Origin of the sequence: Streptomyces sp. NPDC002935 (genome assembly GCF_040611295.1) — a bacterium.
Classification (GTDB): Bacteria; Actinomycetota; Actinomycetes; order Streptomycetales; family Streptomycetaceae; genus Streptomyces.
In genome coordinates this window covers 45270-68931 of the sequence record NZ_JBEXNW010000045.1, presented here as the reverse complement: position 1 = coordinate 68931, position 23662 = coordinate 45270, and the positions used below count along the sequence as shown (strand labels likewise).

Genomic DNA, 23662 nt, shown 5'->3' with positions numbered 1-23662 from the left:
TCGGTGCTTTCCAGGTTCCCGCTTCCGCGTTTCCCTTTCCGGCGAGTCCGACTCTATCAGATCCTTTCGGGCCTGACTCCCAGTCAGCGGGGCTTGTCTTCCTGGCTGTTCGGCCGTTCCGACGTCTCAAACTTTAGCGGATCCTCCCGGCAGTTCCTAATCGGGCTGCCGTGTCCAAATCGAATTGAATTCGGGCATGCCGAATTAGACCCGGTTGGGAGATCGTGCTGGTGGTTTGAGTGCCGCATCAGCGGCGGAGGTGTCACCGCAGAACCGTTCCGGCCCCGTGGCAACTCGAAGAACCTTACGGATCCGCCAGGGCAGTGTCAACCTCCCCTGTCAAGATCTTTAATCGAGGTCGCTGAGCCGACCGCCCGCGTCCGGCTGGGCGTCCTCCACCCGTCGCAGAAGACGGGTCAGGACCTCGCCCAGGACACCCCTGTCCTCGGCGGAAAGGTCCTGGAGCAGGTCCTCCTCGAAGACCGTGGCGAGGCGCATCGCCTCAAGCCACTTCTCGCGCCCCTCGTCCGTCAGCTCGACGATGACGCGCACGCGGTTCGACTCGTCGCGCTCCCGGGTGACCAGGCCCTCCGCGACCATGCGGTCGATGCGGTGGGTCATGGCGGCCGGGGTGAGGCCGAGGCGCTTGGCGAGTTCGCTCGGGCCGAGGCGGTACGGGGCGCCGGCGAGGACAAGCGCCTTCAGGACCTCCCATTCGGCGTTGCTGATGCCGAGCGCGGCGGTCTGGCGGCCGTAGGCGACGTTCATCCGCCGGTTGAGGCGGGACAGCGCCGAGACGATCTTCTCGACCTGCGGGTCGAGGTCCTGGAACTCGCGCTGATAGGCGGCGATCTGTTCTTCGAGTGTCGGCTCACTGACGCCGGGGGTATCGCCCATGGCCCGAGTATCGCATGACACCGCTTGGCGTTGAAGTCCTTCGAGGTGTACAGTTCAACATCTAACTTTAGCTTCGAAGTCTTCAGGCCTGCATCCATGCACAGCGAACGTGTTGCGAACACGCTGCCGGGCACGGGCGGGCCGCCACGGCTTCACGACCAAGGCAGGTGAAAGTGACCAGGGCGATGGGCGCAGCGATGCGCCGGATCCACGTGGGCAACGCACTCAGCGCGTTCGGGCTCGGCTTTACCGTCCCCTTCCTCTACGTCTATGTGGCGCAGGTGCGGGGACTCGGCTCCATGACGGCGAGCATCGTGCTCGCCGTCTTCGCCGTGGCCGCTCTCGTCGTGCTACCGCTCGCCGGGCGGGCGATCGTCCGGCGCGGCCCGCTGCCGGTCCTGCTTGCCGCCCTGGTCACCGCCGCACTCGGAGCGCTGAGCCTCGGGCTGGCGAACAGCGCGACCACCGTGGTGCTGTCCGCGGCGGCGCTCGGTGCCGGTCAGGCCGTGATGCAGCCGTCGCTCGCGACGATGATCGTGGACTGCTCCACGGCGGACACCCGGTCGCGCGCCTTCGCGACACAGTTCTTCCTGCAGAACCTGGGCCTCGGTGTCGGCGGTCTCATCGGCGGTCACATCGTCGACCCGAACCGGGCGAGCTCCTTCACGCTGCTGTTCGCGATCGAGGCGGCGATGTTCCTGGTGCTGGTCGTGATCATGGCGACCGTACGGATGCCGCACGCGCCCCGGATCACGGGGGACACGCCGCAGGCCAGGGGCGGGAGCTGGAAGCAGCTCCTCGGCAACCGGGCCATGGTGCAGCTGTCCGTGCTGGGATTCGTGCTGTTCTTCGCCTGCTACGGGCAGTTCGAGTCGGGGCTTTCCGCGTACGGCGTCGAGGCGGCCGGGATCTCCACGTCCGCGCTCGGCACGGCGATGGCGGCGAACACGGCGATGATCGTGGTCGCGCAGTTCGCGGTGCTGAAGTTCGTCGAGCGCCGGAAGCGGTCCCGGGTGATCGCCGCGGTCGGGCTCATCTGGGCCGTCGCCTGGCTGACGGCCGGGTACGCGGGCCTCGGTCACGGCAGCCAGACCATGGCCACGGCGGCCTTCGTCTCGACGTACGCGCTCTTCGGGCTGGGTGAGGCGATGCTGTCGCCGACGATCGCGCCGCTGGTCGCCGATCTGGCGCCGACGGGCATGGCGGGCCAGTACAACTCCGCCTTCGCCCTGGTGAAGCAGCTCGCGCTGGCGATCGGTCCTGCGGTGGGCGGCCCGATGGGTGCCTCACTGCACGGCCCGTACGTCGTGACGTTCCTGCTCTTCTCGCTCGGCATCACCGTGCTGGCCGTGCGGCTCGGGCGGCAGCTCACCCCCGTACAGAATCAGCCGTCGCTCGCGCGGAGCCGTGTGGTCGCGCACGGCGGGGCTCCTGCGGAGCCCGTGCCGGCGAGCGCCTGACGGACCGGCGGACCGGCGGACGGACAAGTACAGAACACGGACGGACGTACGACGGCCGCCATCACGTTGCGACGTGGTGGCGGCCGTTTCGTGTGGGCGGTCGCGGGTGTCAGCGGATGCCGGTCAGCAGGTTGGCGGTGAAGGGGAGGGTCGCGCTGCCGTCGGGGGCGGTGCGGTCGGCGAGGCGGCTGTGGATGGCCCGGCCCGCGCGAAGGAGGGCGTCCTCGCCCGCGGTGTCGACGATCGCCTGTCCCCAGGATGTGGACGAGAGCTGACCGGGGGCGTACGCGGCGAGGGGCGGGAAGGCGATGCCGAAGCCGACCTGGTCGACGGCGACGTCGTGGAAGCCGGCGCCGCGCAGGGCGGCGGAGAGACGTTCGGGGGTGCCGGAGAAGGCGCCCTCGTAGTCCGTGGCGATCTCCGGGCCGCCGTACTCCGCGACGGCCTCGTACTGGGCGACGAAGTACGGGATCAGTTCCCTGGCGGCCCACGCGGTGGCGGCGAAGCGGCCGCCGGGGCGGGTCACGCGGGCCGTCTCGGCGAACGCCGTGTCCAGGTCGGAGAAGAACTGGACGCCCTGCTGGCAGACGACCGCGTCGAAGGTCGCGTCCTCGTAGGGGAGCTTGTCCGCGGGGGCCACGGTGAAGTCGATGTCCGGATACATGCGGGGCGCGTGCTCCCCGGCCACCCTGATCATGCCCGCGTTGACGTCCGCCCCCGAGACCCGGCCCGCCGGGCCGACCCGGGCCGCCGCCGCGCGGGCCGCGAACCCGGTGCCGCAGGCCAGGTCGAGCACTCTGGCGCCGGGGAACAGGTCGACCGCGTCCAGGATCGCGTCCACGAAGGGCGTCATGAACGGCGCGGCGTACCGCTCGTAGCGCTCGGGAGCACTTCCTTTGAGCTGAAAGCCCGATTCGTCTGCCATGGGGAGCTCTTAGCACCGGGCGGCGCGCTCGGCCAGGGGACGCGCGGAGTGCGGCCAGGAGACACCCGGGGTCCGGGGTCCGGCCGCACGAGGCCCGGAGGCGCGGCGTCGCCCGGATTCATCCGCGGAGTCAGCTCCCCGGGCGCGGGAGCGCGAACTCGCACCAGACCGCCTTGCCTCCGCCCGGTGTGCGGCGGGAGCCCCAGCTGGAGGCGATCGTGGCCACGATCGCGATGCCGCGGCCCGTCTCGTCGGCGGGCTCGGCGCGGCGGCGGCGCGGCAGGTGGTCGTCGCCGTCGGTGACCTCGATGATCAGGCGGCGGTCGGTACGGCGCAGCCGCAGCCGCATCGGCGGGGTGCCGTGCTGGAGGGAGTTGGCGACGAGCTCGCTTGCGGCCAGGACGCCGAGGTCGTGCAGATCGGCCGGGAACCGCCAGCTGGCCAGCACTCCGGAGGCGAAGGCACGCGCGCGGGGGGCCGCTTCCACTCCGCCGAGCAGTTCCAGGGCGGCGTTGCGGAAGAGCTCGCCGTCGGGGCCCGTACGGGAGGGGTGCTGGAGGACCAGGACGGCGACGTCGTCGTCGTGGTCGGCGGTGACGCCGGCCGCGCGGACCAGACGGTCGCAGATCACCTGAGGGGTGCCCGTGGCGCCTGCCAGGGCACGCTCCAGGGAGGCGATGCCCTCGTCGAGGTCCTCGTCGCGGCGCTCGACCAGACCGTCCGTGTAGAGGACCGCGGTGGAGCCGGGGCCAAGGGGCACCGAGCCGGAGGCGTGCAGCCAGCCGCCGGTGCCGAGCGGCGGCCCGGTCGGCTCGTCGGCACGGTGGATGGTGCCGTTCTCGTCGCGGACCAGGATGGGCAGGTGCCCGGCGGAGGCGTACACCAGCCGGCCCTCGTTCGGGTCGTGGATGGCGTACACGCACGTGGCGATCTGGTTGGCGTCGATCTCGGTGGCGAGGCCGTCGAGGAGCTGCAGGATCTCGTGCGGCGGCAGGTCGAGCCGGGCGTACGCGCGGACGGCGGTGCGCAGCTGGCCCATGACGGCCGCCGCGCGGACCCCGCGGCCCATGACGTCGCCGATGACGAGGGCGGTGCGGCCGCCGCCGAGGGTGATGACGTCGTACCAGTCGCCGCCGACCGCCGCCTCCGTGCCGCCGGGCAGGTAGGTGGCGGCGATACGAAGGTCGTCGGGCTCCTCCAACTCCTGTGGGAGCAGGGAACGCTGGAGGGTGACGGCGGTCTCGCGCTGGCGGCGCTCGCTGGCGCGCAGCCGCTCGGCGGCCTCGGCGTGGTCGGTGACGTCGGTGGCGAAGACGAGTACGCCGCGGCCGTGGTCCTCCGGGGAGGTGTCGACGGGGGTGCAGGTGAACGTGTAGGAGCGGCCGGTGGACACCTTGCGGGACTTGACGGTGCGGGGCTTGGCGCTGCGCAGGACCTGGTCGAGGAGCGGCAGCAGGCCGAGTTCGTCCAGTTCGGGCAGTGCCTCGCGCGCGGGCTCGCCGACGGGGCGGGCGCCGAAGGCCGCCGTGTAGGCGTCGTTGACGTAGGAGACGCGGTGCTCGGGGCCGTGCACCAGGGCGACGAGCGCTGGGACGCGGTCGAGGACCGCGCGCACCGGCAGTTCGTCGACGGCGAGCCCGGGCGGGGCGTCATCGGTCAGCTGCTCGACGCGGGCAGCCGGGACGGAGCCTTCCCCGCGCCGGTCCGGGGCGGCCGTGTGCGCGGCCGTGTGCTCGGTCCGCGCTGCGGCGCGGCGCTGCGTTCCGGGGAGCCGGGCGCTCCAGCGCGTGAAGTTCACAGTGGGGAAAGCCTCGTGTTAGAAGGGCGAGCGGTTCACCCGCCCAAAGTCGTGGACCTGTCTGGCAGTCTGACCGACCGGGCCGACATCCTTCAGACGCAGTCCATGCCGGTGGAGTTCCTCGGTCCGGTCAGGACGACCCCTTCGGGTCGGTAGGAGGCTTTCCCCCGGCCGCCAGTTCGAACTCCGCACGGGGGTGTTCGAGCGAACCGAGGGACACGATCTCCCGCTTGAAGAGACCCGCCAGGGTCCATTCGGCGAGTACACGGGCCTTGCGGTTGAAGGTCGGCACCCTGCTGAGGTGGTAGACGCGGTGCATGAACCAGGCAGGATAGCCCCTCAGCTTGCGGCCGTAGACGTGCGCGACTCCCTTGTGCAGCCCGAGGGACGCGACGGAGCCGACGTACTTGTGGGAGTACGTGTCCAGGGGCTCGCCGCGCAGGGTGTGCGCGAGGTTGTCGCCGAGGACCTTCGCCTGGCGCACGGCGTGTTGGGCGTTGGGCGCGGTCTCCTTGCCGGGCTCCGCGGTCACGTCCGGTACGGCGGCGGCGTCCCCGGCGGCCCACGCGTGCGGGGCGCCGTCGACGGCGAGTTGCGGGGTGCACTTGAGGCGGCCGCGCTCGTTCAGGGGGAGGTCGGTCGCGGCGAGGACGGGGTGCGGTTTCACGCCGGCCGTCCACACGACGGTGCGCGTGGGGAAACGCGCGCCGTCACTGAGGACGGCGACCCGGTCCGCGCAGCTGTTGAGGCGGGTCTCCAGGCGTACGTCGATGTTGCGTCGGCGCAGCTGGGTGACCGTGTACCTGCCCATCTCCTCGCCGACCTCGGGCAGGATCCGGTCCGAGGCCTCGACGAGGATCCACTTCATGTCCTCGGGCTTGACGTTGTGGTAGTACCGCGCGGCGTAGCGGGCCATGTCCTCGAGCTCGCCGAGCGCCTCGACACCGGCGTAGCCGCCGCCTACGAAGACGAAGGTCAGGGCGGCGTCGCGGATCGCGGGGTCGCGGGTGGAGGAGGCGATGTCCATCTGCTCGATGACGTGGTTGCGCAGGCCGATGGCTTCCTCGACCGTCTTGAAGCCGATGGCGTACTCGGCGAGCCCGGGGATCGGCAGGGTGCGCGCGATCGAGCCGGGGGCGAGCACGAGTTCGTCGTACGTGATCTGTTCCGCGCCCGCGCCCTCCTCCTCGGTGGCGAGCGTGGTGAACGTCGCGGTGCGCTTGGCGTGGTCGATCGACTGGACCTCACCGATGATGATCCGGCACCGGCCGAGGACCCTGCGCAGCGGAACGACCACGTGGCGCGGCGAGATCAAGCCCGCGGCGGCTTCGGGAAGGAACGGCTGATACGTCATATAAGGGTCGGGTGAGACGACCGTGATCTCGACCTCGCCCGTCTTCAGTTCGGACTTCAACTGCCGCTGGAGGCGCAGAGCGGTGTACATCCCGACGTAGCCGCCGCCGACGATGAGAATGCGCGCACGTTCCTTCACCATCCCATGACGCACCTCTCTCCGGAGTTTGTCCACAGCCCCAGCAATTTGTGTGACCGGTCGCCGACAACGTGCAGGGTTGGCCGATTTGCCGGAGTCCATGAAAGAAGCGCAGGTCAGGGTGGGTGAGGGGGGTACTCGGAGGGGGCGCAACCGGGACGTAAGCGGCCCGTACTCCGATCGGGGGGCGCTCCGTGCGGAACCTGCCCCTTCTGAATTGACCCCCTCTCAACTATGTTCGTGTGTCGACGGGGTGTAGGGGGATGCGCTCGGCGAGTCCGCGCGACGGACTCGTGCACAAGCTTGTTCCACACGCTCCGGCTTTCGATGGCGGGGAGAGTCTCCGGGGGGAGACGTCATTACCGGGGGAACGCTTATGCACATTCAGGACTCTCATTGGTCTTCCGCGTCTGCCATCGCACCCGGTGGTGCGATCGGCGCGGCGACCGGCGGCAACGGCCGTGGTCCGGTGGACGGACCGCGCACGACGCCGCTGCGGGTGGACGCACAGCGCAATCTTGAACACGTACTGCGCGCGGCGCGCGAGGTCTTCGGCGAGCTGGGCTACGGCGCGCCGATGGAGGACGTCGCACGACGCGCGAGGGTCGGCGTCGGCACGGTGTACCGGCGCTTCCCGAGCAAGGACGTCCTGGTGCGCCGGATAGCCGAGGAGGAGACCTCCCGGCTGACCGACCAGGCCCGCGCCGCGCTCGGCCAGGAGGACGAGCCGTGGTCGGCGCTCTCGCGCTTCCTGCGGACGTCGGTGGCCTCGGGCGCCGGACGGCTGCTGCCGCCGCAGGTGCTGCGGGTCGGCGTCGCGGAGGACGCGGCCGGGGCGGACGAGGCACGGGTGCCGCAGCAGCGGTCCCAGCTCGCACCCGAGCTGCGGCTCGTGGAGCAGCGGCCCGCCTCCGAGGCCGAGTCGGTGCTCCCTGCGGTGGACGACGCCGGCGCGGCGGCGCTGCTCGAGGTGGTCGGCCGACTGGTGGACCGGGCGCGCGCGGCGGGCGAGCTGCGCGCCGATGTCACCGTGGCGGACGTGCTGCTGGTCATCGCGACGGCGGCGCCCTCGCTGCCGGACGCGGCCCAGCAGGCGGCGGCCTCGGCCCGGCTCCTCGACATCCTGCTGGAGGGCCTGCGCTCGCGTCCGGCGTAAACCGGACGGGAGGCCACCACGGCACGGAGGTGTTCCGACCGCGCAAGAGTTCCCGAGCGCGGGGAAGTTCCCGAGCACACAGAGGCTCCCGGTGCGCGAGTGCGATGTCACTCGCGCACCGGGAGCCTCGTCCTGTCATGCGGTCACGCCGTCGTTCCGGTAGACGGTCGTTCCGATACACGGTCGTTCCGGTACACAACGGCAACTCCCTTGTGCACGGCGGCCGTTGAGCATTCCCCGAACGAGTGACGATTAGCACTGCCGAGCGATAAATCCCCTCGGACGAGTGGTTGGTCCGTACGAGGAGGTCTCGCTCGGGGAGCCTGTGGCACTCTGTCCCGGTATTCGGGTCCGAGTGTGCAGGCGGGGGCTTTCCGCGATGAGTTTTGACGGGCGGGACGAGTCACTCGGTGACGGTGGCGCCGACGGCGGCACGGAAACCGGCGGCTCACCGTCGCGGCAGGTGCCGAGCCAGGGCGGCCCGCACGGTGGAAGCCCGAAATCCCCTCCGCCGGGCGCCGTGTCCGGCGAAGCGCCCGCTTCCGACACCGGTCCCTCCTCGGACCCCGACCCCACATCAGACCCCGGTGCCTCCTCGGACCCCGGTCCCTCCTCGGACACCGGTCCCTCCTCGGACGCGGTTCCCTCCAAGGGCATCGGCGCGGTCGACCCCAGCGTGCCTTCGCAGCGCGACCGGTGGGACCGCCGCGAGGGCACCGTTCTGCCGCCCCCCAGGGACCTGCCGCCCCCGGTGGACCTGCCGCCCCCCGACGCCGGTCTGATCGAGCGGATGCGCGCGGGCGACGACACGGCGTACGAGGAGCTGTACCGCCGGCACGCCGAAGCCGTCCGCCGTTACGCCCGCACCTGCTGCCGTGACTCGCACACCGCCGACGACCTCACGGCCGAGGTGTTCGCCCGCATGCTCCAAGCCGTACGCGGTGGCAGCGGCCCCGAGCACGCCGTGCGCGCGTATCTCCTCACCACCGTCCGCAGGGTCGCCGCGAACTGGATGAAGACGGCCAAACGTGAGCAATTGGTCGACGACTTCGCGGTGTTCGCCGCGCAGGCCGTCCGCGGGTCCGAGGTCTCCGACGACGACTCCCTCGACCTCGGCGCGGACGTGCGCGCGATGCACGAGGCCGAGCAGTCCATGGCCATGCGGGCCTTCCGCTCGCTGCCGGAGCGCTGGCAGGCCGTGCTGTGGCACACCGAGGTCGAGGACGAGTCCCCGAGCGAGGTGGCCACGCTCTTCGGCCTCGACGCCAACGGCACCCGTGTGCTCGCCAGTCGCGCCCGCGAGGGCCTCAAACAGGCCTACCTCCAGGCGCATGTCAGCACCACACTGACCATGGACGAGGAGTGCGCGCGTTACGCCGACCGGCTCGGCGCCTACGCCCGCGGCGGCCTGCGCACCCGTGCGGAACGGGGGCTGCGCAAGCACCTGGAGGAGTGCGCCAGGTGCCGCCTGGCCGCGGGCCAGATCAAGGAAGTCGCCGGCGGGATCCCCGCGGTCGTGCCGGTCGCGGTCATCGGCTGGTTCGGTGCCGCCGGATACGCGAAGGCCGTCGCGCTCATCGCCGGCGGTGCCGGAGCGGGCGCGGCCGGAGCCGCGGGCGCGGCGGCCGCGGCGGGCGGCGGCTCGGGAGGAGCGAGCGCCGGAGGCGGCGCCGCGGTCTCCGAGGGAATCGGCGCGCCGGTCAAAGCCGGTATCGCGGCGGGTGTCGTCGCGGTGGCCGCGGCGGCGGTGGCGCTCGCCCTGGGCGGCGACGGGAGCCCCGCCCGGCACCCCGAGGCCAAACCGGCCGCCTCACCCGCTGTCGAGGCGCCGGTGCCGTCGCCGAAGCCGCCCAAGAAGTCCCCCGCGCCCAACCCGCCGGTGGTGGTCCGCAGGGAGGCACCCACACCGGCCCCCTCGACAGCGCCGAAGCCCACCCCGAAACCGACGCCCAGGGCGACCCCGAACCCGCCCCCCACACCGACGCCGACACCGCCTCCAGCGCCGAAGCCCACCCCGCCGAAGCCCGAACCGAAGCCCACGCCGGCCCCGGCGACTCCTCCCCCGCCCGCCCCGGTCGTCTACCAGTGGAGCGAGCTGGAGTACGACGTCAACGGCGACCACACCAGGCCGGAGATGCGGCTGGGCGAGAGCAGCTGGGTCTGGCAGCGCCACGGGATGAAGATCGCGGACACACGGTACGCGCACGGCGTGACCGTCCACGGCCGGTCCTCCGTCACCATCGACCTCAACCGCAGTTGCACCTCGTACGACGCGATGGTCGGTGTCGACGACCTGACGATGGGCCTGGGCAAGGTGCGGTTCTCCGTCTACGCGGACGGGTCTCCCCTGTGGCAGTCGCCGCTGATCGAGGGCGGCGACGAGGCGGTCCCCGTCCATGTGAACCTCACCGGCCACCGGACGGTCCGGCTCGTCGTCGAACCCCACACCGCGTTCGGAGCGGCGGCGCTGGGGGACTGGGCGGAGTCGAAGTTCCTGTGCCGGTGAACATCCCGAGGTGCCCGACCCGAGGAACGGGTGACGCCTACTCGACGGCGTACGCCTCGATCGCTTCGGCCAGGTCGCTCAGTGCCTCTTCCTGGGTGTAGCCGGAACCCCTGGCCCGCTCGGACTCGTAGCGGTCCGGACCGAGCGCCGCGAGGGCCGCAGCTTCGCTGCGCCGGACATCGGCGCTCTCACGGGCGGGACGCAGGTCTCCTCCGCGCCAGCGGGTGCCGGCGGCCAGCAGCCGGGTCGCCACCGGGTGGGCGTCCACCTCGGCGAGGAGACACGCCGCGACTTCGACGAGACCCGCCGCCACCACATCGGCGCACCGCTCGTCGATCGCCTCCCGCACGGCCGCGTTCAGCTTCCGCAGGCCCGGCACCGGGCCGGACTCGGCGGCCGTGACAAGGGCGTCGACCCAGTTCAGCGCCGCCATGAACTGCGGTGGCGGGGTACCCCGGGAACTCTCCTCACGCGCCTTCTCGCACAGCTCGCGCGCGAGGCCGACCTCCCCCTCGTCCAGGACCATCTGGGCACGCAGCAGATGAACGAACGCCCGGGAGTCGATCACCCCGTACAGGTCGGCGGCGTCGCTCGCCTCGTCCAGGGTGGCCAGGGCAACGGACCGCTCCCCCGCGCGGTAGGCGATCTCGGCCAGCCGAGCCATGAGGAAGGGCACCTCCGCGTACGCCCCCACCTCGTAGGCGAGCCGCAGCCCCTCCGTGTACTCGCCCTTCGCCTCGTCGAACCGGCTGCGCGCCATCGCCGCCTCACCGGCCGCGCTGCACACCTGGGCCCGCATCCAGCGGTCCCCCACCCGTCGGCTGATCTCGCGCAGTTCCGCCAGGTCCTCGTCCACCCCGGGCATCCCGCCCGGGGTGTCGACGACCATGTGCGTACGGAACATCAGGGCGACGCCGATCTCCCATTCGCCGCCGTACTCACGGCAGTTGGCGACCGTCTCGTCCATCGCGGACCGCATGTCGCCCATACTGCCCAGGAAGTGCGCGGTCAGCGGCCAGATGATCCCCGGCATGCGCGCAGCGTCCGGACCACCCTTCTCGAAGGCGGCCCGCACCCGCCCGACGTACTCCCGCAACCGCCCGTCGTCCCACTCGTCGAGCGGGATGACGTCCACCTTCATGAACAGGTGAAGCATGCGCAGCCGCATCCGCATGGCCCGCAGCGGGTGCCGCTCGTCGCGCTCGGGGTGATCGAGGAAGGCGGCGATCGGATCGACGCCGTCGAGCTCGGGAAGGAGGCCATCGCCGGTACCACCGGCAGCACCGGCAGCAACGGCAGCACCTGTGGTGGACGCGGCGCCGACGGCCGCCTCCGCGTCGGCAGCGGTGACCGCGGAGCCACGCGCGGCGGGACGCCCGCCACCGCCATGGCTTCTGTTTCCGAAGTCGCTGGCGAAGCCGCTGCCGAAATCGCCCTGGCTGCCGCCGCCCGTGTCACCGCCGATCGCGGTGGAGCCGTCGGCCGCCGTACGGCCACCGGTCGGTGCGGCGAGCAACGTCCCCAGCTTCAGGACGAGTTCGGTCCATTCCGTGCCCTCGCGACGGAAGTTGCGCAGCCACCAGAACCAGCCCATGGCGAGGACCAGCCCGCCCGCCTCTTCCTCGTCACGGGCGACAAGCGTGCGATGGAGGGCCGCCCTGATGTTGTCGAGCTCGGTCTCCAGGCGCCGGATCCAAGGGAGTTGGCGGGCCGATCGCAGTTGGGGCTCGGCCTCCTCCGTGAGGGCGAGCACCCACGCGCGGTGGCGCCGCTCGGCAGCGGCACGCCGCTCGGGAACCTCGGCAGCGCGTTCGGTGGCGTACTCATGGATGGTCTCCAGCATGCGATAGCGCATCCCGCCGCCGACGCTGCCGCTTCCACCGACATCGACGCCGACGCCGAAGTCGTACTCAACGCTCTCCGTGCCATCGGCGCCCTCCGGGGTCGCGACGACGAGGGACTTGTCGACGAGCGCGCCGATGAGGTCGGCCGCGGGACCGGTGCACACGGCCTCCGCGGCCGCCAGGTCCCAGCCGCCCGCGAACACCGACGCCTCGCGCAGCACCGTCCGCTCCCGCTCGTCGAGCAGGTCCCAGGACCAGTCGACGACGGCCCGCAGGGTCTGCTGGCGGGGCAGCACCGTACGGCTTCCGGAGGTGAGCAGCCGGAAGCGGTCGTCGAGCCGGTCGGCGATCTGACGCGGGGTGAGCAGCCGCAACCGGGCGGCGGCCAGCTCGATGGCCAGGGGCAGGCCGTCGAGCCGGCGGCAGATCTCGTCCACGGCGGCGGAGTCGTGGAGCGCGGCGTCGGCGTCGGGGCGCACGACCGAGGCTCGCTCCGTGAAGAGGCGGCGCGCGGAATCGGGCAGGAGCGGCTCGACCGGACGCACCAACTCGCCGGGGACGCCGAGGGGTTCACGACTGGTGGCGAGGATCGTGAGCCCCGGGCAGCGGGTCAGCAGCGTCTCGGCGAGTTCGGCCGCCGCGCCGATGACATGCTCGCAGTTGTCAAGGATCAGGAGCTGGCTGCGCGGGGCGCAGTACTCGACGAGCAGGGCGACCGGGTCGTCCTGCGGAACCGCCATCTCGTTGGTGATCAGCGCGGTCTCGCGCAGACCGAGGGCGCTGACCACCGCACCCGGGACCGCCTCGGGCCGGTCGAGCGGGGCCAGCTCGACCAGCCACGCCTGCGAAAGCCCGGCGGCGGCTTCCTCGGCGAGGCGGGTCTTTCCCGAACCACCTGGTCCGGTCAGCGTGACCAGGCGGGCCCTCCGCACATCCGAACGGATGGCCCCGAGCTCGCGTTCCCGCCCCACGAACGAGTTCAGACGGGGACGAATGTTGCCGTTTCGCTGAGCGCGGGAGGGATCCGCGGAGCTGAGGCCGGGGGCCGGGCCGGACGGCACGGCCCCGCCCGTGCGGGACCCGGGACCCTGCGGCCCGCGCGTGTCCCTCGGGTCCAGCAATGCGGCGTGCAGGGCGCGGAGTTCCGGCCCGGGATCCGCGCCCAGACCGTCCATCAGCGCGCGGCGCACCTCCTCGTACGCGGCCAGGGCGTCGGCACCGCGGCCCGCCTCGCTCAGGGCGCGGATGAGCAGAACGTGCAGCGCCTCGTCGTACGGATGCGCCGCCGTCAGTTCCTTCAGCTCCGGTACGACGTCGGAGGCGCGGCCGAGTCGCAGGTCCGCCTCGACGCGGCTGCGCGTCGCCTCCAGGCGCAGGGCCTCCGGGCGGGTCGCGGCGGTGCGGTCGGGGAGGTCCGCGAGGGCGGGGCCGCGCCACAGGGCGAGGGCTTCGCCCAGGCGGGCTCCTGCGGTGGCGGCGTCGCCGTGGTCGAGCGCGGTCCTGCCCTCCGTGACGAGCCGCTCGAACACGAACAGGTCCACGTCGTCCTTGGCGGCCCGGAGCCGGTAGCCGCCGGCCTCCGAGGTGACCGTGTCCTTCCCGATGGCCCGGCGGAGGCGGCCGACCAGTGCCTGCAGTGCGGCGGGGGCGTCCTGGGGAGGGTCGTCCGCCCACACCTCGTCGATCAGGGTGTCCGGGGTGGTGGTGCCGCCGGGGTGGCAGGCCAGCGCTGTGAGCAGCGCGCGTACCCGGGGGCCGCCCACAGTGACCAGGGCCCCCCGGTCGTTCTCCACCTGGGCAACCCCCAGAATCCTGTACCGCACGCCCCCATTCTCACCGCCCTGCCCGCTCCGGGGCACCGCCTCACCCCCGGCGAGGCCGCCCGCGCCCTCACTCACTTCCCCCGAGCTCCCCTGCACCCCGGCACAGCAACAACCGTCTTTCGCCCCCTCCGCCCCTACCCTTCCCACCCCTGGGGCTCCCGCCCCAGACCCCGCTCCTCAAACGCCGGAGGGGCTGAATCTTTCCCCGGAGCCGAAAGGCGAGATCGCACCCGCAGCCGAGGACGCACGGGAGGGGCCGTGCCGGTACATCCCAAATGTCCGTCGCTTACGTTCGGATCGAGCAGCAGTTCGCACAGATAGCCCACGTCTGATCCAGCGGCGACGGACGGGGATGTACCGGCACGGCCCCGACCCACCCACCGGACCCGCACCCACAAGCCCCAGCAAGGGCAAAGCTCAGCCCTGCCGAGCCGCCGCCCCCAACGCCCGCCCCTGCGGCACGATCCCCGCAGGCACGGCCCGCTGCCGCGCGGGCGTCCCCGTCCAGCACGTCCCGCGCCGAGCCAGCAACCGCCGCAGCCACAGTTCGAGCGAGACGAGATCGGCCAGTCCGTCGAGGGGCAGCGGCGCCCCGTCCGCCGCCGCGCGCAGCGCCTTACGGACGACGCGCGCCTCGACGAGCCCCGCCTGCGCGAGCAACGGCGTGTCGAACAGGGAGACCAGGGAATCGACCGCCACCCGCAACCCCGTACGGGCCGCCGCCGCGGAGGACGCGTGGGACGGAGCCCCCCACCCGGGGGGCAGATCGGCCACGCCGGCCCCCTCCAGCACCGTACGCAGGATCGCGGCCCGCGCCCCCGGCTGCACCCGCAGCGCCTCCGGCAGCTCACGGCAGGCCCGGACGACCTGGTTGTCCAGGAACGGCGTGTGCAGCCGCTGGAAGCGGATCTCGACGGCCTGCTCCAGGACGCGTACGTCCGCCGCGTGGCGGGCCAGCGCGGCCCGCGCGCGGAAGTCTCCCGGCCGCTGTCCGGGGCCGACGTTCAGCCGCCCCCCGCCGCCCTGGAGGCGAACCGATACTTCAGCCAGTGCCTCACCGGTCAGCCACCGCGCCGCGGGCCCGGGCCGGGCCCAGCCGAGCGCGGCCAGCGACGCCCCCACCGCGCCTCCGGGCTCCTCGAACCGGCGGTGCAGCAACTGGTCGGCGAGGTTGTCGACTCCGGTGCGGTACGGCGTACGGGCGAGCTTGCGCGCCGCGCCGTACACGCGCGCGGGGACCATCACCGACCCGTCGGCCTTCGCCAACGCGGCGACGGGCCGCACCAGATGGCGCCGCTTGCGGTCCATGAGCAGGTCGGCGAGCCGGGCCGGATGGGCGTCCAGCACCTGCCGCGCGCCGTAGCCCGCGAAGTGGTCGGCGCTGCCGGAGGCGAGCCGCGCGCGGTGCCGTGCCGATGTCACCAGGGACGGCCCGGGCTCGTCGGTCAGCGGCCCCTCCAAGTCGGCGTAGGGAAGGGTCTCTTCGCCCCCGGTGACGACCACATGGTGCAGCCGGGGATTCGCGGCCAGCGTCCCGGCCCGCTCCAGTTCGGCCTCGCGCCCCCGCACGGCGAGGTCGTTGAAGGTCACCGCCAGGAGCCGTTCCCCGGCGCCCGTGCCGTGTCCGAGGACCGTGCCGGGCGCCCCGGGAAGGCCGGCGGCCAGCAGCGCGAGGGTGCCCGAGGCGGACCCTCCGGAGAGGTCGGCCCCGATGCCCGGCACCGGCATCCCGCGCGCGGCGCGCCGCTCGGCGGGTCCCATGCCGGGCACGGGCCCGGGGTCCACATCGGTGCCCGGCACGTGGCGGGGCGCGGTGAGACGGGCGCGGACGGCCTCCACGAGGGCGTTCCTCACGCCGTCCACGGCGATCGTGGGGTCGGCGGTGGGCGCGGCGACGGCGAGGGAGGCGACGGGCTCGTACCCGGCGATCTCGCGCGCCCCGGCGCGCAGGATGAGTGTGTGTCCCGGCGGAATGCGGCGCACGCCCTCGTAGGGGGTGGAGTCGTGCACCGCGGCCGGTACGTCGGGGGCGGCGAGCAGCGCCGCCAGGTGCCCGAAGTCGAGGTTGGCCTCGATGAGGTCGGCGAGGGGGAGCGCGGCCGTCGCGTAGGCCGTGCCGCCCGCCCAAGGGGTGTAGAACACGGGCCGCGCGCCCGCGAGATCACCGCAGACGGTCACCCGGCGGCCGACCTGGACGACCGCGGTGTAGCTGCCGGACCAGTTGGTGAGGTGGCGAAGTGCCCCGCCGCGCGCGGCGAACAGTCCGACCCGCAGCTCCTCGTCGGAGGCGCCGCAGGTGCCGAGGACGGCGATGCGGTTCTGCGCGTCGGCCTTCACCACGCGCACCTCGTCGGGGCGCCAGTCGCCGACGGCCCACAGCGGATCGGGGTCGCCCCACAGGAGTTGGGAGCCCACCGGGTGCACAGTCTCGCCGTTGTTCCCCGTGGTGCCCGCCGAGCCGATCCCGGACGCTCTGGCGACGGTGCTGCTCCACCCCACCAACCATCGCATCGTCGCCTCCACAGGCTGTGGACAACCAGTGCACCGTACGAACTCGGCACCATGCTGCCACGAAGGAAGCGTGCGGGAGGGTCCCTGGGGCGGCTTGTGCTCCCCGAAGTGCGCCCCCATGCGCATGCCCGCGCCGTCGCGGGGCGGCCGCGCGGCGGGCAAATACCCCTCGGGCAGGGCTCGTTGAGGCGACCCGGCCGCCGCGCGCAGCCACAGGAATCCGCCCTCCGCCGACGGCCCGCCCCGAACCCGACCGGGCGCCACGATGGGGGCACCCGGCACCTCCAGGGCACCGGCCCGCCACCGCGACCGCCCGCCCGGAAGCCCGGCCGACACCCCGGCCGGCACCCCCGCCAGCCCCGCGGCCGACGCCCCACCAGCGCCCCGACCCCTCTCGCGACCGCCCCTCGCGCATCACCCGAACCCCAGCGGGTCGACGCGAATGCGCCCCCGATACGCTCCCTCAGGACGCCCTTCGCGCCCTCAACTGACGTGGTGGGAGCCCTAATCACCCTCAGGGGCGACCATCGATTTTCGGCCAAATCGGCAGTGGACGGACAGGTGCGGACACGCTCCGTACAGGCCTTGCGCACCGCTTCGGCAACGCACAGTCCGGGAGGCGGAGTTCGCCTCCCGGACCGGTCCGCCGCCCGCGGGGATGTAGGCGGCGGTGTCCCCCAGCCCACTGGATCCAGTACAGCGGGCCGACCCACGCACTCTCCATGGAAGCGCTCCCCCCGATGGCCGGAGAAGAGCGCACGGACGGGCGCACAGCCACACAACGGGAGCACGCCGCGACCGTCCGTACAGTCGTACGGACCACAATCCCGCCAACCGGACCTACGCCCCTTAACGCTGGGGATCGGGCGAACTACGCTGGGTTTACGAATGCCGCGTGGTTATGCCAGTGCGGCAGCCGTCTGTGTCGAGGGGTGGCGCATGTCCAGGGAGCAACGCGGGCCGAACGAAAAACTCGGCGCCGTTCTCGCCCTCGCGGGAATCAGCAACGCAGGACTCGCGCGTCGCGTCAACGATCTTGGCGCTCAACGCGGGTTGACTCTTCGCTACGACAAGACGTCGGTGGCGCGCTGGGTGTCGAAGGGCATGGTGCCTCAGGGCGCCGCGCCCCACCTCATCGCGGCCGCCATCGGCCAGAAACTCGGCCGTCCGGTGCCGCTCCACGAGATCGGGCTGGCGGACGCGGATCCCGCGCCGGAGGTGGGCCTCGCCTTCCCCCGTGACGTCGGGCAGGCGGTGCGGTCGGCGACAGAGCTGTACCGCCTCGACCTCGCCGGGCGCCGGGCCGGCGGCGGCATCTGGCAGTCGCTGGCCGGCTCCTTCGCCGTGAGCGCGTACGCGACGCCCGCATCCCGGTGGCTGATAACCCCGGCCGACAGTTCGGTGGCGCGCGAGGTGAGCCCCGGTGAGGGCTCCGGAGCGCCGCTGAAAGTCGGCCACAGCGATGTGCTGAAGCTCCGCGAGGCGGCCGAGGACGCCAGGCGCTGGGACTCCAAGTACGGGGGCGGGGACTGGCGTTCGTCCATGGTGCCCGAGTGTCTGCGGGTCGAGGCGGCGCCCCTGCTGCTCGGCTCCTACTCCGACGAGGTCGGCAGAGCGCTCTTCGGCGCGTCGGCCGAACTCACCCGTCTCGCGGGCTGGATGGCCTTCGACACGGGCCAGCAGGAGGCCGCGCAGCGCTACTACATCCAGGCCCTGCGGCTCGCCCGGGCCGCCGCCGACGTGCCCCTCGGGGGCTACGTCCTGGCCTCCATGTCCCTCCAGGCGACCTATCGGGGCTTCGGCGACGAGGGCGTCGACCTCGCCCAGGCCGCCCTGGAGCGCAACCGCGGTCTCGCCACGGCCCGCACCATGAGCTTCTTCCGTCTCGTCGAGGCACGTGCCCACGCGCGCGCCGGTGACGCCCAGGCGGCCGGCACGGCGCTGAAGGCCGCCGAGGGCTGGCTGGAGCGGGCGCGCGACGGCGACCACGACCCGTCCTGGCTCGGCTTCTACTCGTACGACCGCTTCGCGGCCGACGCCGCCGAGTGCTACCGCGACCTGAAGGCGCCGCGCCAGGTGCGCCGCTTCACCGAACAGGCGCTGTCGAAGCCGACGGAGGAGTTCGTACGCTCGCACGGGCTGCGCCTGGTGGTGTCGGCCGTCGCCGAGCTGGAATCGGGCAATCTGGACGCGGCGTGCGAGCAGGGCGTACGAGCGGTGGAGGTCGCGGGGCGCATCTCCTCCGCGCGCACCACCGAGTACGTGAAGGACCTGCTGCACCGGCTGGAGCCGTACGGCGACGAACCGCGCGTGGTGGAGCTGCGGGAGCGGGCGCGACCGCTGCTGATGGCCCCGGCGTAGACCGCCGCTGAGGGCTCTGGCGCGAGACCGTCGCTGAAGGATCCGGCGCGGGACCGCCGCCGGTGGCTCCGGTGGCGGCGCCGGTCCTGCGCCACGGCCCCGCGACCCGAAAGTTCGCGGGGCACGGTTCTCGGGTTTACGGGCATTGTCAGTGGTGCAGTGCACTATCGAAGCCGGAAGGTGGTGCAGATGCGGAGCGCGTACGACTGCGATGTGCTGGTGATCGGCGGCGGAATCGTCGGCCTGTCGACGGCGTACGCCATCACGCGCGCGGCGCCGGGCACCCGGGTGACGGTGCTGGAGAAGGAACCGGGGCCCGCCCGGCACCAGACCGGGCGCAACAGCGGAGTGATCCACAGCGGGATCTACTACCGCCCCGGCTCCCTGAAGGCGCGGTACGCGGTGCGGGGCGCCACCGAGATGGTCAAGTTCTGCGCGGAGTACGACATCGCCCACGCCGTCACCGGCAAGCTGATCGTCGCGACGGAGAAGTCGGAGCTCCCCCGGCTGCACGGCCTGGTGCAGCGCGGCCGGGAGAACGGCATTCCGGTCAGGGAGCTGGGCCCCGCCCAGCTCTCCGAGCACGAGCCCGAGGTCCGCGGCCTCGCCGCCATCCACGTCGGCACCACCGGCATCTGCGACTACGTGGCGGTGGCCCGGCGGCTCGCGGAGGCGTCCGGAGCGGAGATCCGCTACGGGGCGGACGTCGTGCGCGCCGACCGCCGCCCAGGCCTCGGGGTCGCCGTGCGCACGGCGGAGGGGACGATCGTCCGCGGACGGGTGCTCGTCAACTGCGCGGGGCTGCACTGCGACGAGCTGGCCCGGCTCACGGGGGACGACCCCGGGATGCGGATCGTGCCCTTCCGCGGCGAGTACTACACGCTGGCGCGGCCGGAGCTGGTGCGGGGCCTGGTGTACCCGGTTCCGGACCCGGCGTTCCCGTTCCTCGGCGTCCATCTGACCCGGGGCATCGACGGCGGGGTCCACATCGGCCCCAACGCGGTCCCCGCGCTCGCCCGGGAGGGATACGGGTGGGGGACCGTCCGGCCCCGGGAGCTGGGCGCGACCCTGTCCTGGCCGGGTTCCTGGCGGATAGCGCGCCGGCACTGGCGCTACGGAGCCGGGGAGCTGCGCCGGTCGGTGTCGAAGACGGCGTTCACCGAGGCGGTACGGCGCCTGCTGCCCGCGGTGACCCCGCAGGACCTGGTCCCCGCCGCCGCCGGGGTCCGGGCCCAGGCGGTCCTGCGGGACGGCACGCTGGTCGACGACTTCCTGATCAAGGAGGGCCCGCGGACGGTGCACGTACTGAACGCGCCGTCCCCCGCGGCCACGGCATCGCTCCCGATCGGCCGTGAGGTCGCCCGCCGGGCACTGGCGGCACTGGCGGCCGCCTGAGCGGGCCACCCCGTACCGCGGCGCCCGTAAAATCGACCCCACTGTGTCTGATTTCCTTGACTCCCCCGAAGAGACCCGGCCCGCCTCCGCCGAGGACGGCTCGCTGCGTCACCACCGCGCCAAGAGCGAGCCCCGCTTCCCCGACGGTCCGCAGCCCGATCCCGCCGGGTCGCACTTCGAGCGGCGGATCCGCAGTTTCCAGCCCCGGCGGAGCCGGGTGACGGCCGGACAGGGAGACGCGCTGCAGCGGCTGTGGCCCAAGTGGGGTCTGGACATCGACGGGCAGCGGACGCTCGACCTGGCGGAGCTGTTCGGGACGGACGGCCCCGTGGTGCTGGAGATCGGCTTCGGCATGGGCGAGGCCACCGCGCAGATGGCGGCCGAGGACCAGGGCACCGGAATCCTCGCCGTGGACGTGCACACGCCGGGCCAGGGCAACCTGCTCAACCTCGCCGAGCGGAGCGGCCTGTCCAACATCCGGGTCGCCAACGGGGACGCGATCATCCTGCTCCGCGAGATGCTCCCGCCCGCGTCCCTGAACGGCCTGCGCGTCTACTTCCCCGACCCCTGGCCCAAGAAGCGGCACCACAAGCGGCGGCTGATCCAGCCGGAGTTCCTGGATCTCGCCGCGACCCGTCTCAAGCCGGGCGCGCTCGTGCACTGCGCGACGGACTGGGAACCGTACGCCGAACAGATGCTCGAAGTGCTGAGCGCGCACCCCGACTTCGAGAACACCCGGCCGGACGGCGGTTTCGCGCCGCGTCCGGAGTTCCGGCCGCTGACCCGTTTCGAGGGCCAGGGACTGGACAAGGGTCATGTGGTGAACGACCTCCTGTTCCGCCGCGTACAGCATCGAGACCAGCACGCCCCGGGCCACTGACCCGCGCGCATCGCTCCGGCGCCTCCCGGGAACTCCCGGACGACTCCGGTAGACGTCGCGGGCCACGCCCTCCCTCGTTAGGGTCAATGCCGTGGCCATCCACCCCCCGTACCCGACCCAGCCCGGCGGCCCCGTCGGACCTGCGCCGAGACACCCGCACTGGTGGCAGCGCAGATGGGTCCGGTACGGAGCGCTGATCACCCTGCTGGCGATGTCCGGCCTCGTGATCCTCGCCCTCGTCCGCGAACAGACCGGAACCGAGGGCTTCCTGGTCGGTCTCGGACTGGCCGTGCTCCCCGTGCCGCTGCTCATGGCCGCCTTCCGGTGGCTGGACCGGGTGGAGCCCGGCCCCTGGCGCAACCTGCTCTTCTCCTTCGCCTGGGGCGCCTGCGCGGCCGCGCTCATAGCCATCGTCGCCAACAGTTTCGCGACCCGGTGGATAGCGATCGCGACCGCGGATCCGTCCAGCGCCGACACGATCGGCGCGACCGTCATAGCCCCCGTCGTCGAGGAGTCGGCGAAGGCGGCGGCCGTCCTGCTGGTCTTCCTCTTCCGCAGACGGGACTTCACCGGGATCGTCGACGGCGTCGTCATCGCCGGGGTCACCGCCACCGGCTTCGCGTTCACCGAGAACATCCTCTACCTCGGTACCGCCTTCGGCACCGACCAGCTCAGCGGGACAGGCGGGCTGGCCTCCGTCACCGCCGCGACCTTCTTCGTGCGCGTGGTGATGTCGCCCTTCGCGCATCCGCTGTTCACCGTGCTGACCGGCATCGGCTTCGGCGTCGCGGCCCTGTCCGCCGAGCGCCAGCATGTGCGCCGTGTACTGCTCCCCCTCGCCGGACTGCTGCTCGCGATGGGCATGCACGCGATCTGGAACAGCTCGTCGGGCTTCGGCGAGTGGGGGTTCTTCGGGGTGTACGCCGCGTTCATGGTGCCCGCGTTCGGACTGCTGACCTGGCTGGTCGTCTGGACCCGGCAGCGCGAGCTGCGCACCGTGCGCACGGAACTGCCCGCGTACACCGTCGCCGGATGGCTGGGCGCGGCCGAGCCGTACGCCCTCGGCTCGATGCGGGCGCGGCGGCTCGCCCGCGAGTACGCCGACCACCACTTCGGGAAGGCCGCGGCGCGCTCGGTGGCGGAGTACGAGGCGTACGCGACCTCGCTTGCGTTCCTGCGTCACCGGGGACGCCTGGGTCGCGCGGGCGCCGATTTCGTCGTACGGGAGCGCGAGTTGCTCGACGAGCTGTGGCGCCGCCGGGAGATCGCCCGCCCGGCCCTCGCCTACGCGGCCCGCACGACGACGCCGATGCCCGCACCGCCGCCCTGGCCGGCCCACGGGTACGGGTACGCCGCCCCTCCCGCCCAGCCGTACGCCGCGCCGACGCCGTATCCCGCGTACAACCCGTACCGCTCGTAGCCGCGGAACGGCCACGGCACCACCGGTCGGCGCCGGCGGTGCCGTGGCAACGGCAGTCCCGTGGTCAGGCCGATGCCCGGGACAGCCGCGTCAGGTCCTCGTCCGTCAGGACCAGGTCGGCGACCCCCAGCAGCGCCGGGAGCTGCTCCACCGTCCGGGCGGAGGCGATCGGCGCGGCGACCGTCGGCTGGGCGGCCAGCCAGGCGAGGGCGACCGTCGGGACCGCGACACCGTGGGCTTCGGCGACCTCGTCGAGGGCGGCCAGGACTCGCGGCCCGCGTTCCGACGCGAGGTGCTTGGCCGCACCCGCCGCCCGGGGCGAGTCGACCGTCGTGCCCGGGCGGTACTTGCCGGTGAGGAAGCCGGAGGCGAGCGCGAAGTAGGGGACGGCGGCCAGTCCGGCCCGGGAGGCGACGTCCCTCAGGCCGCCTTCGTAGGTGCCGCGCGAGACCAGGTTGTACTGCGGCTGGAGCGCGACGTACCGCGCGAGGCCCTCGCGGTCGGAGAACTCCAGGGACTCCTGGAGCCGCTCGGGCGAGATGTTGGAGGCGGCGATGTGCCGCACCTTGCCGGCCCTCACCAGCTCGTCGAGGGCGCCGATGATCTCGTCGACCGGCACCTCCGGCTTGTCGAAGTGCGTGTAATAGAGGTCGATGTGGTCGGTGCCCAGGCGGCGCAGCGACGCGTCGGCCGCGGCCTTGATGTTGGCACCGGAGAGCCCCGGGTACTCGGGGTGCTGGCTGACCTTGGTGGCGACGACGATGTCCGCGCGGTTGCCGCGGGTCTTCAGCCACTTGCCGATGATGGTCTCGGACTCGCCGCCCTCGTTGCCCTCGACCCACGCCGAGTAGGAGTCGGCCGTGTCGAGGAAGTTGCCGCCGGCGGCCGCGTAGGCGTCGAGCACGGCGAAGGACTGGGCCTCGTCCGCCGTCCAGCCGAAGACGTTGCCGCCGAGGGAGAGCGGGAAGACCTCGAGGTCGGACGAGCCGAGCTTGCGAAGAGAAGTCATGAACAACATCAACGCCCGTACCGGATGGGTGTATTCCACACTCACCCCGGAGGGTCGGTACCGAGGGTCCGATACGCGCACTCGTCCGCACGCGCATGACCGGCAGCCCTGACGTCGGGGGGGTGTCGTCAGGACCGCCGGAGACCAGGGGAGACGTGCGTCGGGAACGTGCGTCCGGCCAGGAG

14 protein-coding genes are annotated in these 23662 nt (G+C 72.6%); 7 read left to right on the top strand and 7 right to left on the bottom strand.

The features are described 5' to 3' along the window. Positions 1 to 348 precede the first annotated feature (348 nt). Positions 349 to 897, bottom strand: a complete 549-nt coding sequence (locus ABZX90_RS38870) for a MarR family transcriptional regulator (protein ID WP_351131453.1) — start codon at positions 895 to 897, stop codon at positions 349 to 351. Between the two features lie 185 nt (positions 898 to 1082). On the opposite strand from ABZX90_RS38870, the gene ABZX90_RS38865 reads away from it, so the two are divergent. After that, positions 1083 to 2357 (top strand): MFS transporter, encoded by a 1275-nt coding sequence (locus ABZX90_RS38865; RefSeq protein ID WP_351131452.1) that lies wholly within the window; start codon positions 1083 to 1085, stop codon positions 2355 to 2357. 109 nt (positions 2358 to 2466) lie between these two features. Here ABZX90_RS38865 and ABZX90_RS38860 read toward each other — a convergent pair whose 3' ends face one another. The 3 genes from ABZX90_RS38860 to ABZX90_RS38850 all read right to left on the bottom strand — a co-directional run bounded on the left by ABZX90_RS38860 (position 2467) and on the right by ABZX90_RS38850 (position 6575). Continuing rightward, positions 2467 to 3282: a methyltransferase domain-containing protein gene (locus tag ABZX90_RS38860; protein ID WP_351131450.1), complete on the bottom strand. Its 816-nt coding sequence runs from the start codon at positions 3280 to 3282 to the stop codon at positions 2467 to 2469. A 130-nt stretch (positions 3283 to 3412) separates the two neighbouring features. After that, entirely contained in the window at positions 3413 to 5080 is a 1668-nt protein-coding gene (locus ABZX90_RS38855) for a SpoIIE family protein phosphatase (protein WP_355213021.1), read from the bottom strand. A 130-nt stretch (positions 5081 to 5210) separates the two neighbouring features. Beyond that, positions 5211 to 6575, bottom strand: a complete 1365-nt coding sequence (locus ABZX90_RS38850) for an NAD(P)/FAD-dependent oxidoreductase (protein WP_351131448.1) — start codon at positions 6573 to 6575, stop codon at positions 5211 to 5213. Between the two features lie 373 nt (positions 6576 to 6948). Here ABZX90_RS38850 and ABZX90_RS38845 point away from each other — a divergent pair, with 373 nt between their 5' ends. Both ABZX90_RS38845 and ABZX90_RS38840 read left to right on the top strand, forming a co-directional pair. Next, on the top strand, positions 6949 to 7728 hold the full coding sequence (locus ABZX90_RS38845) for a helix-turn-helix domain-containing protein (protein WP_355213019.1): 780 nt from the start codon (positions 6949 to 6951) through the stop codon (positions 7726 to 7728). A gap of 379 nt (positions 7729 to 8107) precedes the next feature. Beyond that, positions 8108 to 10234 carry a sigma-70 family RNA polymerase sigma factor gene (locus ABZX90_RS38840; protein WP_355213017.1) on the top strand — a complete coding sequence of 709 codons (2127 nt, stop codon included), beginning with the start codon at positions 8108 to 8110 and terminating at the stop codon, positions 10232 to 10234. A 37-nt stretch (positions 10235 to 10271) separates the two neighbouring features. Here ABZX90_RS38840 and ABZX90_RS38835 read toward each other — a convergent pair whose 3' ends face one another. Together ABZX90_RS38835 and ABZX90_RS38830 are read right to left on the bottom strand one after the other, a co-directional pair. Continuing rightward, complete coding sequence (locus tag ABZX90_RS38835) at positions 10272 to 13901, bottom strand: BTAD domain-containing putative transcriptional regulator (RefSeq protein WP_355213015.1); 3630 nt, start codon at positions 13899 to 13901, stop codon at positions 10272 to 10274. A 417-nt stretch (positions 13902 to 14318) separates the two neighbouring features. Then, positions 14319 to 16412, bottom strand: a complete 2094-nt coding sequence (locus ABZX90_RS38830; RefSeq protein ID WP_351131442.1) for an asparagine synthase-related protein — start codon at positions 16410 to 16412, stop codon at positions 14319 to 14321. 939 nt (positions 16413 to 17351) lie between these two features. Here ABZX90_RS38830 and ABZX90_RS38825 point away from each other — a divergent pair. From ABZX90_RS38825 to ABZX90_RS38810, 4 genes are all read left to right on the top strand, one after another. After that, positions 17352 to 18773, top strand: coding sequence for an MFS transporter (locus tag ABZX90_RS38825; RefSeq protein WP_328554689.1), 1422 nt, complete (start codon positions 17352 to 17354; stop codon positions 18771 to 18773). A 189-nt stretch (positions 18774 to 18962) separates the two neighbouring features. Beyond that, positions 18963 to 20168, top strand: coding sequence for an L-2-hydroxyglutarate oxidase (gene lhgO, locus ABZX90_RS38820; protein ID WP_355213012.1), 1206 nt, complete (start codon positions 18963 to 18965; stop codon positions 20166 to 20168). Positions 20169 to 20211: 43 nt separating this feature from the next. Beyond that, complete coding sequence (trmB, locus tag ABZX90_RS38815) at positions 20212 to 21048, top strand: tRNA (guanosine(46)-N7)-methyltransferase TrmB (protein ID WP_355213010.1); 837 nt, start codon at positions 20212 to 20214, stop codon at positions 21046 to 21048. Positions 21049 to 21139: 91 nt separating this feature from the next. Next, positions 21140 to 22468, top strand: a complete 1329-nt coding sequence (locus tag ABZX90_RS38810) for a PrsW family intramembrane metalloprotease (protein WP_355213008.1) — start codon at positions 21140 to 21142, stop codon at positions 22466 to 22468. A gap of 64 nt (positions 22469 to 22532) precedes the next feature. On the opposite strand, the gene ABZX90_RS38805 is transcribed toward ABZX90_RS38810, so the two are convergent. Further along, positions 22533 to 23477: an aldo/keto reductase gene (locus ABZX90_RS38805; RefSeq protein WP_355213006.1), complete on the bottom strand. Its 945-nt coding sequence runs from the start codon at positions 23475 to 23477 to the stop codon at positions 22533 to 22535. Positions 23478 to 23662: the final 185 nt, after the last annotated feature.